Consider the following 13,987-nt stretch of genomic DNA (forward strand, 5'->3'; position numbering starts at 1 on the left):
AGTGTCAAATATTTCCTTATAGATAATTCAGCGCCAGGAAAACACTTTCTTCAAGTGGTAAATCAATTTCACTTTCAAAGAAAACCAGCTGTCGTTTATATACCGCTTCTATCAGATAATGACTTCCTCTAAAATAAGTTCTTCTGATTTTAACCGGCAAGTTAGATTCCGGAACCATTTTAAACTGATGCGGATAGACTAATGTTTTATGTGTTTCGTCTTCATAAGGAACTAATAAATGTGTCGCCACTTCATTTACTTCTCCGAAAAGTGACGCTACATATTTCGTTTCGGGATCTTCATAAATTTTTGTCGGGTTGTCTTTTACGATAATTTCACCGCTTCTCATTACAATAGCTTCATCAGCAAATGACAAAGCATCTGTACTGTCATGAGTCGCAATGATGCAGGTAATTCCTTTTTGTTTTAAATAGCGGAATAAATTTCTTCGTAATGCATTTTTTCGAAAGGCATCAATCTGGCTGAAGGGTTCGTCCAGTAAAATAACTTCGGGTTCCAGAGCCAAAACTCTTACCAAGGCCACTCTTTGCTGCTGCCCTCCACTCAAAAATTTAGCTTTAACATTAGAAAACTGGTCCATTTCTACCATTTCAAGTAATTCCTGAACGCGTAGTTTTTTCATATTGGCAAAACCGTTCGAAAGAAACTTTCCAACGTTTTCTGCTACCGTTTCATAGGGAGACAAGTCAAAATCCTGTGCCAGGTATTTCATAAAAGGCATTCCCGGAATCAAATTGTGTTTAGGCCCTAAAACAGGTTTTTCATTATAAAAAATATGGCCTTCATCTAAATCATACAATCCATACATAAGCTTAAGGAGTGTACTTTTCCCGCAGCCACTTTCGCCTATAATAGCAATATTTTGCCCTTTTTCTATTGAAAAAGTCACATTTTTAATAACCGGTGCATCCGTATACGAAAAGGAGATATTTTTTATATCAAGCATTGAATTCTAATTGAGGGTTCAAATTTACAATCTTTAAAACCGAAAGTCAAAAAAAAAGCTGTTCAATACGAACAGCTTTTTTCAAATTATATTGTATGGAAATTATTTTCCAGCTTCTGTCTTAGCATCATTCACCATTTTGTCATTTGCAGTAATAGCAAATTCAACACGACGATTTTGAGTTCTTCCTTCCGGAGTATCGTTTGTAGCAATTGGGTCAGCAATTCCTAAACCTGAAGTTTTAAAACGGCTTGATTTTAATCCTTTCGCTACTAAATAAGATTGTACAGCCGCAGCTCTTTGTCCTGAAAGTGTCAGATTGTATTCCGGTTTTCCGGTATTATCTGTATATCCAAAAATTTCAATATTAGTATCTCCGTACTCATTAAATACAGGAACTAATTTATCTAAATTGGCTTTTGCCTGAGTCGTAAGTGTTGATTTATTAGTATCAAAACGAACTGCGTTCTCATTAAGAGTCAAGTGAATACCTTCCCCTACTCTTTCAACATCAGCACCCGGTAAAGCCTGATCGATTTCGCGGGCTTGCTTGTCCATTTTATTCCCGATAAGCGCTCCTGTTCCACCACCTACAGCAGCTCCAATGGCAGCTCCTAAGGCAGCGTTTCCGCCTTTACCTAAATTATTTCCCAAAATACCACCAATAATACCACCTGCAACAACTCCGATTCCGGCGCCTTTTTGTGTATTATTTGCATTTTTTACTGAATCACAACTTACAAAAAAACTAGTTAATACAAGTAAACTGCTCAACCCTAAAACTATTATCTTTCTCATTTTTTTCTTTTTTAATATTAATTAGCTCTTTGAAACTGGTACGTAACCACTTTGGTCTGACCTCCAACATTAATGTTGTCGATTAACTGAAACGAAGTTTCCGTTAAACCTGCTACTTTAAGCAAATATCCTGATTTTACATTTTTTGATTTTGTACCCGGCTCTACAATTTTAAGCACAAAAAGCCCCTGATTATTGATACTCCACACAATTGGAGAAGTAAATGCAGTACAGCTTGGCGCTGTTAGAGTCATGGTACCTTTGTTATTATTTGAAATAAAATTCCAGGTACTACCAATAAAACATTTTGAATCTGCAAGATCAAATGAGTTTACTTTTATATACTCTGAACCAGGATAAGAAACATTGGTAAGAACCCAGTTTCCTTTAATAGCTACCTGAGTAGGTCTGTCAAGTTTAGTCGATAGCGGTGTTGCTTCAGTTGAGGCTGTTGATGCTGATTTACACGCAAATAACATCGTGGCAATCATGCAAATGAAAAGAACTTTCTTCATTTTGTACTTTTATTTAAGTTAATACTTACACATTTAACAATTATTCTAGCACAAATATACAATTCATAAAAACATCATTCGTTTTAGAATCTTATTATTTTCTTTCAAAATTAACACTTCCGACATTTTGTCATTCAAAAAACAATTGGTATTCTATTTGACTAAATGAAAATCATCACATTAAACTAAAAAATTAAAAAATATGACAACAGGTAAAATTAATGTTTCAGTAGAAAACATCTTTCCCTTAATCAAAAAATTCTTGTACAGCGATCACGAAATCTTTTTACGTGAGCTGGTTTCAAACGGAACCGATGCTACTTTAAAATTAAAACACCTAATTAGTATTGGTGAAGCAAAAGTAGAATACGGAAATCCGGTTATCGAAATTAAAGTCGATAAAGAGGGTAAAAAAATCCACATTATCGATCAGGGTTTAGGAATGACAGCTGATGAAGTTGAAAAGTACATCAATCAGGTGGCCTTTTCAGGAGCTGAAGAATTCCTGGACAAATACAAAGATTCTGCTAAAGATTCCGGAATCATTGGTCATTTTGGTCTTGGTTTCTATTCTGCTTTTATGGTGGCAGAGAAAGTAGAAATCATTACTAAATCGTACAAAGATGAACCTGCTGCGCACTGGACTTGTGACGGAAGCCCTGAATTTACTTTAGAGCCGGCTGACAAAACTTCACGTGGTACCGAGATCATTTTACACGTTGCCGAAGATTCTTTAGAATTCTTAGAAGATTCAAAAATCAGCGGTCTGTTGAACAAATACAATAAGTTTATGCCTATTCCGATTAAGTTCGGAACAAGAACAGAAACACTTCCAAAACCGGAAGATGCTCCTGAAGATTACATAAATGAAACTGTTGAAACAGACAATATCATCAATAATCCAAACCCGGCCTGGACCAAACAACCGGCTGAATTATCGGATGAGGATTATAAAAATTTCTACAGAGAGTTGTATCCAATGCAATTCGAAGAGCCCTTGTTCAACATCCATTTAAATGTTGATTACCCGTTTAACTTAACCGGAATTTTGTATTTCCCAAAATTAGGTACGGACATGCAGATTCAAAAAGATAAAATTCAATTGTACCAAAACCAGGTTTACGTTACGGATAACGTAGAAGGAATTGTACCTGAATTTTTAACTATGTTAAAAGGTGTTATCGATTCTCCGGATATTCCTTTGAATGTTTCCCGTTCAGGATTACAGGCTGATGGTGCAGTGAAGAAAATCTCTAACTACATTACCCGTAAAGTAGCGGATAAACTAAAAGCTTTATTCACCGAAAACCGCGCTGATTTCGAAGAAAAATGGAACGATATTAAAATCGTTTTAGAATACGGAATGCTTTCTGAAGATAAATTCTACGAAAAAGCAGGTGCGTTTGTATTATATCCTACAGTGGATGATACCTACTTTACGCTTGAGGAATTAAAAGAAAAACTGAAAGACAACCAAACCGATAAAGACGGAAAACTGATTGTTTTATACGCCGGTAATAAAGACGCTCAGCACTCTTATATTGAAACTGCAAAAGAAAAAGGATACGAAGTCTTACTTTTAGATTCTCCGATTATTTCACATTTAATTCAGAAAATTGAAGGTGATAACAGCGGATTAAGTTTCGTTCGTGTCGATTCTGATCATATTGATAATCTGATCAAAAAAGACGAAAACACAATTTCTAAATTATCTGATGAAGAAAAAGAAACTTTAAAAACTTCATTGGAGTCCTATATTCCAAAAGCGTACTCCGTACAACTGGAAGCAATGGACAGCCAGGCAGCTCCGTTTATCATCACGCAACCGGAATTTATGCGCAGAATGAAAGAAATGAGCCAGTCCGGTGGCGGTGGAATGTTTGGAATGGGAAATATGCCGGAAATGTACAATCTGATTGTAAATACTAATTCTGATCTGGCTGCCAGTATTTTAAATACGGAAGACAAAACACATCAGGAGCACTTGGTAAAACAAGCTTTAGATTTGGCTAAACTATCACAAAACCTCTTAAAAGGAGAAGCATTAACTGCTTTTGTAAAAAGAAGTTTTGAAATGATCAAATAAGATTATATTGATAATCTGTTTAAAGCCTGCAAGTTTACACTTGCAGGCTTTTTTTTACTTTAAAAACAGATTTAGTTTAGTTTCGTAAAAATTAAACTGTTACTTCCCAACATTCAAACTATTTTCTTTATTTTGCAGCAAAATCTAAAAAACCAATGAAAAAATCAATTATTGCCTTTGCTACAATTGCCCTGCTGGCATCCTGCAGCAAAAAAGAAACTACTGACGGTTTACATCTTACTGGAAACATAAAAGGATTAAAAAAAGGAACTTTATACATTCAAAGAGTAGTTGACACTTCCCTTGTTGCTATTGACTCGGTTAAAATCGACGGAAGCTCAGCTTTTGAAAGAGATATAAAATTAGAATCCCCGGAAATGCTTTATCTATTCCTGGATCGTGGCCTAACAAATTCACTGGATAATAATATTTTATTTTTTGCTGAACCGGGAAATCTAAACATAGAAACGAACTTAGATAATTTTATATACGGCGCTAAAATTACCGGATCTAAAAATCAGGAGCTATACGAAGAGTATAAAAAAATAAACTCCCGCTTTAATGATGAAAACCTTAATATGGTAGAATCCAAATTTAATGCGATAAAAAGAAAAGATCAAAAAGCCGTTGACAGTATTGACGCGAAACAACAGTCTAATATCAAAAGAAAATATTTATTCGCTACCAATTTTGCTATTAACCACAAAGATCACGAAATAGCACCTTATATTGCTTTGGCTGAGATCTACGACATCAATGTGAAGTTTCTGGATACCATTCAAAAATCAATGACTCCTAAAGTAGCACAATCGCTTTACGGCAAAAAACTAACAAAATATGTTAGTGATATTAAAAAGGCAGAACAGAAATAGTTTTCTGAACATTATAAAATCATCAAGACGTCCTGAAAACTCAGGGCGTTTTTTTTTTGATCCAACATTAAATTAAATTCCAAATTTTTCAAATTCCAAATTCCATACTCAACTTAATTGGAATTGGAGATCAATTTCAAAACCTGTGGAGAGAAAAAAAATACCGCAAAGAACGCTAAGTTTTTACTCTGGGCTTTTATAATGGCAAAGTTCGCAAAGCTTTACTGACTTAGCTTTGCGAACTTTGTGCTTTCTAAAATATTCTTAGATAAAAATCTTTGCGTTCTCTGCGGTAAAAAATAATGAGTGCCTACATTTTTTATATTTTTCAGTAACATTTAGCGTTGGTCCGCAATTTGGAATTTGGAATTTGAAAAATTTGGAATTTAATGTTTGGAATTTAATGTTTGGATCAAAAAAAAACCATCACAAAAGTGATGGTTAATTTATGTTGAGCCGGCGGAGGGACTCGAACCCACGACCTGCTGATTACAAATCAGCTGCTCTAGCCAACTGAGCTACGCTGGCGACTCATTACGGGTGCAAATATAAAGTGGTTTTTTCTATTTTCCAAAATAATTTAACCCTTTACTTTAAATAAAAAAACCACCACTTTTCAGTGATGGTTTTACGTTGAGCCGGCGGAGGGACTCGAACCCACGACCTGCTGATTACAAATCAGCTGCTCTAGCCAACTGAGCTACGCTGGCGACTCATTACGGGTGCAAATATAAAGCGGTTTTTCGTTTTACCAAAATAAATTTGCACTTTTTTATACTTTTTTTTGCTTACAATTCGTTGATTTTAGCAATCAATTGATTAGCAGTTTCTTCCAATTCAACATTGATTTGTTTGAAGTGTGCTTTTTTGTTTTCAACGTTCTTAGCATTCACTTTTGTGATCAAAGTGTCAAAAGCAGCGATAGCCTGATCAATCAAAGCATTCGTTTCCGGAGTAGGATTTCCTGTAGTAGACATTTCGAATAAGTAAATTGCCTCAATAATATCTCCTAATACGAAGTTGATGTCTTTCTTTAAATTTTTAACGTTTGCCATTTTTATTTTAATTTTAATTTGCGACTGCAAAAGTACATATAATCTTTCTATTACGTGCTATGAAATGTAAATTTCTAAAATTGAAGCTTTTCCGGTCAGGATAAATGCATTTATCTCAGCAGGAACCAAAACTGTATCTCCCTTGATATACGATTGTTTAAATCCGTCGTATTCGATTTCGAAACTTCCTTCTATACACATGTAAACAGTAAAAGTTTCTCCTGTTTTAGAAACAGCCAATTTATCTTCCAGCGGAATAAAATTGGTTGTAAAATACGGACAATCTACTACTGTATTGGATACATTTGTTTTGGTCTCATACTTTTTCTGTGTCTCGACCTTATTATAGTTTATAGCATCAAGCGCTAAGTCTACATGAAGTTCCCTTGTGTTTCCCTGTGCATCTTTACGATCGAAATCATACAAACGATACGTAATATCAGAAGTCTGCTGAATTTCAGCTACCACCAAACCGGCACCGATTGCATGAACCGTTCCGGTTTCCAAAAAGAAAACATCACCCGGTTTTGCTTTCACATCATCTAAAATGGAAACTAATGTTTTATCATTTAAATGTTTCAGATACTCTTCTTTACTGGAATCTTCTTTAAATCCTACAATTATTCGTGCATCAGGATCAGCCTGTGTTACGTACCACATTTCGGTTTTACCAAAAGAATTGTGACGCTCTTTTGCCAGTTTATCATTCGGATGTACCTGTATGGAAAGATCTTCACGGGCATCTAAATATTTAAAAAGCAATGGAAATTGTTTTCCGAAACGCTCATAAACTTTTGTTCCCAGGATTTCTTTTGGCATTTCTTCGATCAGGTCCATTAAGGATTTACCTTTCAAAGATCCGTTAGTTACTACACTTACGTCACCTTCTACAGTAGACAATTCCCAGCTTTCGCCAGTAATTTTAGAAACAATTGGTTTATTAAGAATCGTTTTTAGTTTTTCTCCCCCCCAGATTCTCTCTTTCAAGATAGGGTCAAATTGCAAAGGGTATGTTTGTGGCTTCATAGTTTTTTTTGGCTAATATCTTTATTAATTTAATGTTGATGTACTTTTTTTTCAATCTATAATACTAATTCCTTGATGGTTTCCAATGCCTTAGGAATATGCTTTGAGGCATTCATACTGTCAAAAATCAGAATAACAACTCCATTTCGGTCTATGATATAGGTTACTCTTCCCGGCACAAGACCGAATAAATTATCGCGGACACCAAAAAGGTGTCGTAATCTTTTATCCTGATCCGATAACAGTATAAAAGGCAGTTGGTGTTTATTGGCAAATTTATGATGTGATTTTACACTATCGCTGCTTATTCCGATTACTTCTGCCCCGAGATCTTTAAAATCTTCATATTGATCCCTAAAGCTGCAGGCTTCGGTAGTACAGCCAGGTGTATTGTCTTTTGGATAAAAATAAATCACCAGTGGTTTCCGCCCCAGAATACTCTGGCTTTCAAAAACTTCTCCGTGACTATCCTTTGCAGTAAAATTCGGAACTATATCTCCTATTTTTAATGACATTTTTTTATTCTCCTTTATAAGTTACAAAATTGCGGTCCGTTTCATTCAGAACGATTTCCAAGTCGAAATCAGGCTGAATTCTTTTTCTGATTTTATTCCATATCACAACGGCAATATTTTCTGCTGTTGGATTCAAATCCTGAAATTCCGGAACATCCAGATTCAGGTTTTTGTGATCAAACGGAATTTCTACTTCTTCCAGTATAATGTCCGCTAATACTTTCACATCTAAAACAAAACCGGTTTCCGGGTCAATTTTTCCTGTAACACTTACTGTTAAACCATAATTATGACCATGAAAATTAGGATTATTACATTTTCCAAAAACAGCGCTGTTCTTTTCTGATGTCCAATCCTTCCTATGCAATCGATGTGCAGCATTAAAATGTGCTTTTCTTGATATGGTTACTCTCATTTAGGTTTCTGGTTAGTATGGTTTAAATCTTATGGTCTTCCAAATAATGATAAAATTCATCAAATATTATTTTGAACCAAACGGTATAAATTTCTGGCTGCCTTTCAATATCTTCTTTTACATCTTCTATTTTCATCCATTTCCAATCCTCCACTTCGTCAGGATTAATAGCCGGATTATCGTTGTAATATCCGATCATGACGTGATCGAGTTCGTGTTCCGTTAAGCCGTTGTCAAAAGGTGCCTTGTATATAAAATGAAACAATTCTTTCAAATCAGCTTTAAAACCCATTTCCTCAAATAATCTTCGGCTGCCCGCTTCAATATTCGATTCTCCTTCACGCTGGTGGCTACAACAGGTATTGGTCCAGAGCAAAGGTGAGTGATATTTCTGATGTGCACGTTGCTGTAACATTATCTCATTTTTACCATTTAGGATAAAAACGGAAAAAGCCCGGTGCAGTACTGCTTTTTCATGTGCTTCTAATTTCGGCATTAAGCCAATTTGCTCATCATTTTGATTGACTAATATTACGTTTTCTTCTATCATCAGGGCGGTTTGTACAAACAAAAATACGAAAAAAGAAATGGCTTGAAAATTTCAGAAAAGATTGTGAAAAGTTTAACGAGCCCATATTTTCACAAGTCACTAATTTACAAAACATTGTCCTTGTTTATTTTATATAAAAACCTTTAAAAACAAGCCTTAAAATCTAAATGCAGTGCTTTTACGTAAATAAGAAAACGTTAAATCATACTTAAAAAAATCTCAATTGTAAAGTGCACGACATTTCTAAACAAACTCTCGCCGTACCTTTGAAATACTAAAAAATAAAGCCTCATGAAAATCTTAAAAACAAAAACACAACTTTTCAGCCTTTGCTTTTTACTTCCGCTTTTTATTCTGCAGGCCTGCGGACAAAACAAGAAAAAAGAAAACACAAAAACTGTTATGATGGAAAACAAAATCAGCAAACCCGGAAACCCTTATTACTCTAATACAGACACCACTAAAATAAACGTAAGTGATGCCGAATGGAAAAAAGTATTACCCGAAGATGTTTATGCCGTAATGCGCGAGGCAGATACCGAAAGACCTTTTACAGGAAAGTACTGGAATACCGACGAAAAAGGAACTTATTATTGTGCATCCTGCGGGAACCTTCTTTTTAGATCCGGAGCCAAATTTTCAAGCAGCTGCGGATGGCCCAGCTTTTTTGAACAGGAAAACAAAAACAGCGTGATTTATAAAAAAGACAACTCGCTGGGAATGGAAAGAATTGAAGCCTTATGCGGCAGATGCAACGGACATTTAGGCCATTTGTTTGATGACGGACCGGAACCGACCGGAAAACGCTATTGCATGAACTCGATCGCACTTGATTTTATCCCTGACTCTAAATAATAACAAACAATGAAAAATATATTTTTAATAAGCATCCTTGCACTATCGCTAAATGGTTTTGCACAGGACAATACAGCAAAAAAAACTTCAAAATATGAAACCATCACGCTTGGCGGAGGCTGTTACTGGTGTGTTGAAGCGGTTTATGAAAATTTAAACGGAGTAAAATCCGTTGTTTCGGGTTTCTCCGGAGGAAAAGTAGCCAACCCGACTTACGAGGAAGTATGCACCGGAACGACAGGCCATGCCGAAGTGGTTCAGATTACCTACGACAACACCGTAACGGATATTAATGAAATTTTCAAAGTCTTCTTTACCGTTCATGACCCCACAACCTTAAACAGGCAGGGAGCCGATGTAGGAACGCAGTATCGCTCTGTAATTTTCTACCATAATCCGCAACAGAAAAAAGCTGCTGAAAGCATTATCGCCGAACTGAACAAAGCTAAAGTGTATGACAGTCCAATTGTAACAAAAGTGGAGCCGGTCAGCAAGTTTTATAAAGCCGAGGATTATCATCAGAATTATTATGCAAACAACAAAAGCCAGCCGTATTGCAAAATGGTGATCCAGCCCAAAATAGAAAAGTTTGAAAAAGTCTTTAAAAGCAAACTGAAAAAGAAATAAGAATCAAAAATCAGCCGTCCAATATGGACGGTTTTTTTATGTTTTGCCACGAATTACACAAATTTGCACGAATTACAATATTTTGAAATAAAAATTCGTGTAATTCGTGTAATTCGTGGCAACCCTTTTTTAATTCATTTTTTTTGTAATTTGCATCCATTAAAAAAATAAAATCATCAATCAAAACTATCAAAAAATGAAGCGTCTCCTTCTGCCTTTCTTATTCTTACTTAGTGTTTTCCAGATTCATGCCCAGGAAAATTTACCAGCGGATTATCTTTCAAAAGAATTTCACAAAGGACGCCGTGAAGCTTTCAGAGCACTAATGCCGGCTAATTCGGTCGCCCTTGTTTTTTCTTATCCCGAAAGAGTCTTTTCGAAAGATATCAATTACAATTTTCATCAGAATCCGGATTTGTATTATTTAACGGGCTATAAAGAACCCGATGCGGTTTTATTGATTTTTAAAGAAGCACAGGGAAGCGGTGAAACATACAATGAAGTGCTTTTCGTCCGCGAAAAAAATGCAGCCCGCGAGATGTGGACAGGAAGACGTTTGGGTGTTGACGGTACAAAATCCCAATTGGGAATCGCAACAGCCTACAACGGAAATGCCTTTAAAGATTTCGATATTGATTTTAAAAAATTCGATAAAATAATTTACGATAAAATTCCAACCGACATCGGCAGTGACAAAAGTGAATCGGATTTGTCCGGCTTACTTCAGAATTTTAAAACCAAAGCCGGAATTACAAAAGAAGATGAAAGTTCCTTAGAATTGTTCCGAACTATTACCAGTACACTTAGGGAAATAAAAACGCCCGAGGAACTAGTTTTGATGCGTAAAACCGTTAAGCTTTCCTGCATGGCCCACAATGAAGTAATGAAAGCGGTTGGGCCTGACATGAGCGAAAATGAAGCAGACGGAATTCATGCCTACATCCATAGAAAATATGGTGCTGAAGGAGAAGGATATCCTCCAATCGTGGGTGCCGGAGCAAACGGCTGCATTTTGCATTACGGAGAAAACAACAGTACTAAAATTGACAATCAGTTGCTGTTAATGGATGTCGGATCCGAATATCATGGCTATTCCGCCGATGTTACCCGAACCATTCCGGCAAACGGAAAATTCACAGCCGAACAAAAAGCCATTTACCAATTGGTTTACGATGCGCAGGAAGCCGTTTTTGCTATTTGTAAGGAAGGCACTCCTCTTTTGGAACTGAACAACAAAGCCAAAGAAGTGCTGGCAAACGGATTATTAAAACTGGGAATTATCAAAGACTTAAAAGAAGTAAGTCTTTATTACCCTCACTCATGCTCCCATTTTCTTGGCCTCGACGTTCATGACAAAGGAAACTTCAAAGGTCCGCAAAGTCTTTTAAAAGAAAACATGATCATCACTGTTGAACCCGGGATTTATATTTCAGCCAACAGCAAATGTGACAAAAAATGGTGGAATATTGGTGTTCGCATCGAAGATGATATCTTAATCAAAAAAGATTCGTGCGAAAACCTGTCTGTTGATTCCCCAAGAAAATGGGACGAAATCGAAGCTTTAGCCAGGCAAAAAAGTACTTTTAATGAGATGAAATTTCCTAAAATTTAATTTTTCAGCCACAGATTAGAGGATTTACAGAGATTCAATCCCATTGAATAAATTTAGGTCGTTTTCAGTCTCAGTCTCAGTTTTCAACGTCGTATGTCTTCCTGAGCGCAGTCGAAGGATCGCGTAAGAAACTCCGCAAAGTAAATCGATAATCTTTGTGGAGTTCCTGCGTGTCCTTCGACTGCGCTCAGGGTGACAACAGTGATGATTATTTACAATTGATTGACTTCAATTTTTGTCAATTCAGCTAATTCTAAAATTCTGTATACATCACTTTTATTGGCAACAAAAAACAGGTAATTGTCTCCGTGGGTATCGTAGGTCATTAATTCCAGATTACGTTTTTCCAAAGCAGACTGAATATACGGAAACAATTCATGACTGAAGGTTTCTTCAGGATATTCGAAATTAAGATCTTCTCCTATCATTTCTGAAATAAAATATTCGGCATCTTCGGGATCGAATTTCCAGTCGCTGTTCCAGGCATCTATACTTTCGAAAAAATCAAAATGGCCTTCGACTTTTTCGTAATAGTCTTTTGCCTCATTTTTAAAAGCTGCAAAAAGCTTTTTGGATTGTTTTTTCAGTTCTTTTTCTTCAATATTACCTCTTGAAACTAACTTTATAAACTCTGCAAAGGTTTCACTAGTCACCTGTTCAAGTTCTATTAAATTTTCTGAAGAAGGAAGCTCAATGCTTTCCGGAATTTCAATATTTATATATTGGCAGATGCCCTGCAACACTATTTTAAAATCTTTGATTCCAATTTCCTGTGTTTCGTTTTTAGGCTTGTTGACATCCAGATATTCAGTATCGAGCAATCCTTTTATATAATCTATAAAATGACTGCCTGAATATAAAATTTTGAAATCGTTTATCTCTAAGCTATTTGTGCAGCAAAATATGATGATGAAATTATTTAAAACACGGTTAAAATACTTTTTCATTTCCGCACCCGGCTCTGAATAGAACTGAATATGAATAAAATCGTATTCTAAATCCTGTTCTATAATTTCTTCGGAGAGAATGCCTATGTCAATCTTTTTATAAAGCTCATTTAAAACTTCATACGCATTTTTAAATCCTGCTTTTTCAATTTGCGCTTTGCCTTCATCATGATCTAAGGAAGTTGGAAATGCATACAAATTCACAGAAACAGTATCGTGAATTCCCTTCATTTTAAATTCTATACTATTTTGTTCATGATACAAATACGCATAGATTGAATCGATAACATCAAAAGAAATAATTGATTTTGGATCGTTGTTTCTGCCAAATAAATTCGAAAAGAAGTCCTTCATTTTAGAGACAATAAGTTTTTGAGTCTAAATTAGGCATTTTTATTCATTTGTATATTCAAAAGTAGTATCCATTTTATCGAAAAAAATAATTTCAGCAAGTAGCTTTTTCATTTCAATATCGGTTAGAAATCCTCTTGCATCTTCTTTACTTTTACTAATCAAAATTTGATAATCAATAATGTCCCGTTACAATAAATCTTGTAAAACCTCCTTTTGTTGCTCAGTTAAATACTTTTTATGAGATTTAAATACCTTTTCAATATTATCCCTAAACTCCTCTTCATCTTCCTCATCATCCATATCTTGTTGTGACATATCGGTCAATAATGTTCTGAAAATAAAATCTCCCAGATTTTTTGCCAAATATTCTGCCTCACTCATATCGTGACATAACAAAACTATGGGCACATTTCCATTTTCTTCTTCATTTAGAAAAAAACAAAAGTGATCACCAGCACCACTTTTAGCAAATGGAACGAATTTAAATTCTTTATTAATCTGACGGTAATCATCAGGATCGGTAAGCCTTTCTATTTCTCTAGTAATACTTTCCAAATTAAGCAGCTCAAAATCATACGAATGTAAAAGTAGTGGTGGATTTTCTTTTAATTTCGGATAAACATGTGAATACCAATTAGGTCCACATTCACCTAAATCAAGCATTCCATCTTCACATAACTGTTTATACAAAATAGGATACTCAAACTGGTATTTTTTCTCAATATCTTGCAGTATCATTGTTTTAAGTTTTAATTTTCTTACAAATTTAAAAAATAATACTTTTACTACAAAA

General features: G+C 35.3%; 15 protein-coding genes and 2 tRNA genes. 5 read left to right on the forward strand and 12 right to left on the reverse strand.

From position 1 onward, the window contains the following. Nucleotides 1-16: 16 nt before the first annotated feature. The 3 genes from D0817_RS10880 to D0817_RS10890 all read right to left on the reverse strand — a co-directional run bounded on the left by D0817_RS10880 (nucleotide 17) and on the right by D0817_RS10890 (nucleotide 2,280). The gene (locus D0817_RS10880) at nucleotides 17-967 is read right to left on the reverse strand and encodes an ABC transporter ATP-binding protein (protein WP_127338427.1); all 951 of its coding nucleotides are present in this window, start codon (nucleotides 965-967) and stop codon (nucleotides 17-19) included. 102 nt (nucleotides 968-1,069) lie between these two features. Beyond that, nucleotides 1,070-1,765: a YiaD family glycine zipper/OmpA-like lipoprotein gene (locus tag D0817_RS10885; protein WP_127338428.1), complete on the reverse strand. Its 696-nt coding sequence runs from the start codon at nucleotides 1,763-1,765 to the stop codon at nucleotides 1,070-1,072. A gap of 17 nt (nucleotides 1,766-1,782) precedes the next feature. Further along, nucleotides 1,783-2,280: a lipocalin family protein gene (locus D0817_RS10890; RefSeq protein WP_167470939.1), complete on the reverse strand. Its 498-nt coding sequence runs from the start codon at nucleotides 2,278-2,280 to the stop codon at nucleotides 1,783-1,785. 202 nt (nucleotides 2,281-2,482) lie between these two features. On the opposite strand from D0817_RS10890, the gene htpG reads away from it, so the two are divergent. Then, the gene (gene htpG / locus D0817_RS10895) at nucleotides 2,483-4,366 is read left to right on the forward strand and encodes a molecular chaperone HtpG (RefSeq protein ID WP_127338429.1); all 1,884 of its coding nucleotides are present in this window, start codon (nucleotides 2,483-2,485) and stop codon (nucleotides 4,364-4,366) included. 155 nt (nucleotides 4,367-4,521) lie between these two features. Then, a complete protein-coding gene (locus D0817_RS10900) occupies nucleotides 4,522-5,238 on the forward strand; it encodes a DUF4369 domain-containing protein (protein ID WP_127338430.1) in 717 nt (238 codons plus the stop codon). Between the two features lie 454 nt (nucleotides 5,239-5,692). Here D0817_RS10900 and D0817_RS10905 read toward each other — a convergent pair. From D0817_RS10905 to idi, 7 genes are all read right to left on the reverse strand, one after another. Then, nucleotides 5,693-5,766 (reverse strand) — tRNA-Thr (locus D0817_RS10905). 108 nt (nucleotides 5,767-5,874) lie between these two features. Further along, nucleotides 5,875-5,948, reverse strand: a tRNA-Thr gene (locus D0817_RS10910). Nucleotides 5,949-6,026: 78 nt separating this feature from the next. Continuing rightward, nucleotides 6,027-6,293, reverse strand: coding sequence for a hypothetical protein (locus D0817_RS10915; RefSeq protein ID WP_026982865.1), 267 nt, complete (start codon nucleotides 6,291-6,293; stop codon nucleotides 6,027-6,029). Between the two features lie 57 nt (nucleotides 6,294-6,350). After that, the gene (locus D0817_RS10920; RefSeq protein WP_127338431.1) at nucleotides 6,351-7,319 is read right to left on the reverse strand and encodes a type I phosphomannose isomerase catalytic subunit; all 969 of its coding nucleotides are present in this window, start codon (nucleotides 7,317-7,319) and stop codon (nucleotides 6,351-6,353) included. A gap of 56 nt (nucleotides 7,320-7,375) precedes the next feature. Next, complete coding sequence (locus D0817_RS10925) at nucleotides 7,376-7,834, reverse strand: peroxiredoxin (RefSeq protein ID WP_127338432.1); 459 nt, start codon at nucleotides 7,832-7,834, stop codon at nucleotides 7,376-7,378. Between the two features lie 4 nt (nucleotides 7,835-7,838). After that, nucleotides 7,839-8,249: a 6-carboxytetrahydropterin synthase gene (locus D0817_RS10930; protein WP_127338433.1), complete on the reverse strand. Its 411-nt coding sequence runs from the start codon at nucleotides 8,247-8,249 to the stop codon at nucleotides 7,839-7,841. Between the two features lie 22 nt (nucleotides 8,250-8,271). Next, entirely contained in the window at nucleotides 8,272-8,799 is a 528-nt protein-coding gene (idi, locus tag D0817_RS10935) for an isopentenyl-diphosphate Delta-isomerase (protein ID WP_127338434.1), read from the reverse strand. 291 nt (nucleotides 8,800-9,090) lie between these two features. On the opposite strand from idi, the gene msrB reads away from it, so the two are divergent. From msrB to D0817_RS10950, 3 genes are all read left to right on the forward strand, one after another. Beyond that, nucleotides 9,091-9,654 carry a peptide-methionine (R)-S-oxide reductase MsrB gene (gene msrB, locus D0817_RS10940; RefSeq protein ID WP_127338435.1) on the forward strand — a complete coding sequence of 188 codons (564 nt, stop codon included), beginning with the start codon at nucleotides 9,091-9,093 and terminating at the stop codon, nucleotides 9,652-9,654. Between the two features lie 9 nt (nucleotides 9,655-9,663). Next, entirely contained in the window at nucleotides 9,664-10,281 is a 618-nt protein-coding gene (gene msrA, locus D0817_RS10945; protein WP_127338436.1) for a peptide-methionine (S)-S-oxide reductase MsrA, read from the forward strand. A gap of 196 nt (nucleotides 10,282-10,477) precedes the next feature. After that, complete coding sequence (locus D0817_RS10950) at nucleotides 10,478-11,893, forward strand: aminopeptidase P N-terminal domain-containing protein (protein ID WP_127338437.1); 1,416 nt, start codon at nucleotides 10,478-10,480, stop codon at nucleotides 11,891-11,893. Between the two features lie 212 nt (nucleotides 11,894-12,105). On the opposite strand, the gene D0817_RS10955 is transcribed toward D0817_RS10950, so the two are convergent. Together D0817_RS10955 and D0817_RS10960 are read right to left on the reverse strand one after the other, a co-directional pair. Beyond that, on the reverse strand, nucleotides 12,106-13,194 hold the full coding sequence (locus tag D0817_RS10955; protein ID WP_127338438.1) for a DUF6630 family protein: 1,089 nt from the start codon (nucleotides 13,192-13,194) through the stop codon (nucleotides 12,106-12,108). A 186-nt stretch (nucleotides 13,195-13,380) separates the two neighbouring features. Continuing rightward, nucleotides 13,381-13,932, reverse strand: coding sequence for an SMI1/KNR4 family protein (locus D0817_RS10960; RefSeq protein ID WP_127338439.1), 552 nt, complete (start codon nucleotides 13,930-13,932; stop codon nucleotides 13,381-13,383). Between the last annotated feature and the right edge of the window lie 55 nt (nucleotides 13,933-13,987).

The sequence above is a fragment of the Flavobacterium cupreum genome (assembly GCF_003996965.1).
Classification (GTDB): Bacteria; Bacteroidota; Bacteroidia; order Flavobacteriales; family Flavobacteriaceae; genus Flavobacterium; species Flavobacterium cupreum.

Coding starts and splice junctions, on each gene's coding strand:
- idi (WP_127338434.1), bottom strand. CDS start 8,799: ATGATAGAAGAAAACGTAATATTAGTCAATCAAAATGATGAGCAAATT.
- D0817_RS10920 (WP_127338431.1), bottom strand. CDS start 7,319: ATGAAGCCACAAACATACCCTTTGCAATTTGACCCTATCTTGAAAGAG.
- D0817_RS10960 (WP_127338439.1), bottom strand. CDS start 13,932: ATGATACTGCAAGATATTGAGAAAAAATACCAGTTTGAGTATCCTATT.
- msrB (WP_127338435.1), top strand. CDS start 9,091: ATGAAAATCTTAAAAACAAAAACACAACTTTTCAGCCTTTGCTTTTTA.
- D0817_RS10900 (WP_127338430.1), top strand. CDS start 4,522: ATGAAAAAATCAATTATTGCCTTTGCTACAATTGCCCTGCTGGCATCC.
- D0817_RS10955 (WP_127338438.1), bottom strand. CDS start 13,194: ATGAAGGACTTCTTTTCGAATTTATTTGGCAGAAACAACGATCCAAAA.
- htpG (WP_127338429.1), top strand. CDS start 2,483: ATGACAACAGGTAAAATTAATGTTTCAGTAGAAAACATCTTTCCCTTA.
- D0817_RS10925 (WP_127338432.1), bottom strand. CDS start 7,834: ATGTCATTAAAAATAGGAGATATAGTTCCGAATTTTACTGCAAAGGAT.
- D0817_RS10930 (WP_127338433.1), bottom strand. CDS start 8,249: ATGAGAGTAACCATATCAAGAAAAGCACATTTTAATGCTGCACATCGA.
- msrA (WP_127338436.1), top strand. CDS start 9,664: ATGAAAAATATATTTTTAATAAGCATCCTTGCACTATCGCTAAATGGT.
- D0817_RS10880 (WP_127338427.1), bottom strand. CDS start 967: ATGCTTGATATAAAAAATATCTCCTTTTCGTATACGGATGCACCGGTT.
- D0817_RS10890 (WP_167470939.1), bottom strand. CDS start 2,280: ATGAAGAAAGTTCTTTTCATTTGCATGATTGCCACGATGTTATTTGCG.
- D0817_RS10915 (WP_026982865.1), bottom strand. CDS start 6,293: ATGGCAAACGTTAAAAATTTAAAGAAAGACATCAACTTCGTATTAGGA.
- D0817_RS10950 (WP_127338437.1), top strand. CDS start 10,478: ATGAAGCGTCTCCTTCTGCCTTTCTTATTCTTACTTAGTGTTTTCCAG.
- D0817_RS10885 (WP_127338428.1), bottom strand. CDS start 1,765: ATGAGAAAGATAATAGTTTTAGGGTTGAGCAGTTTACTTGTATTAACT.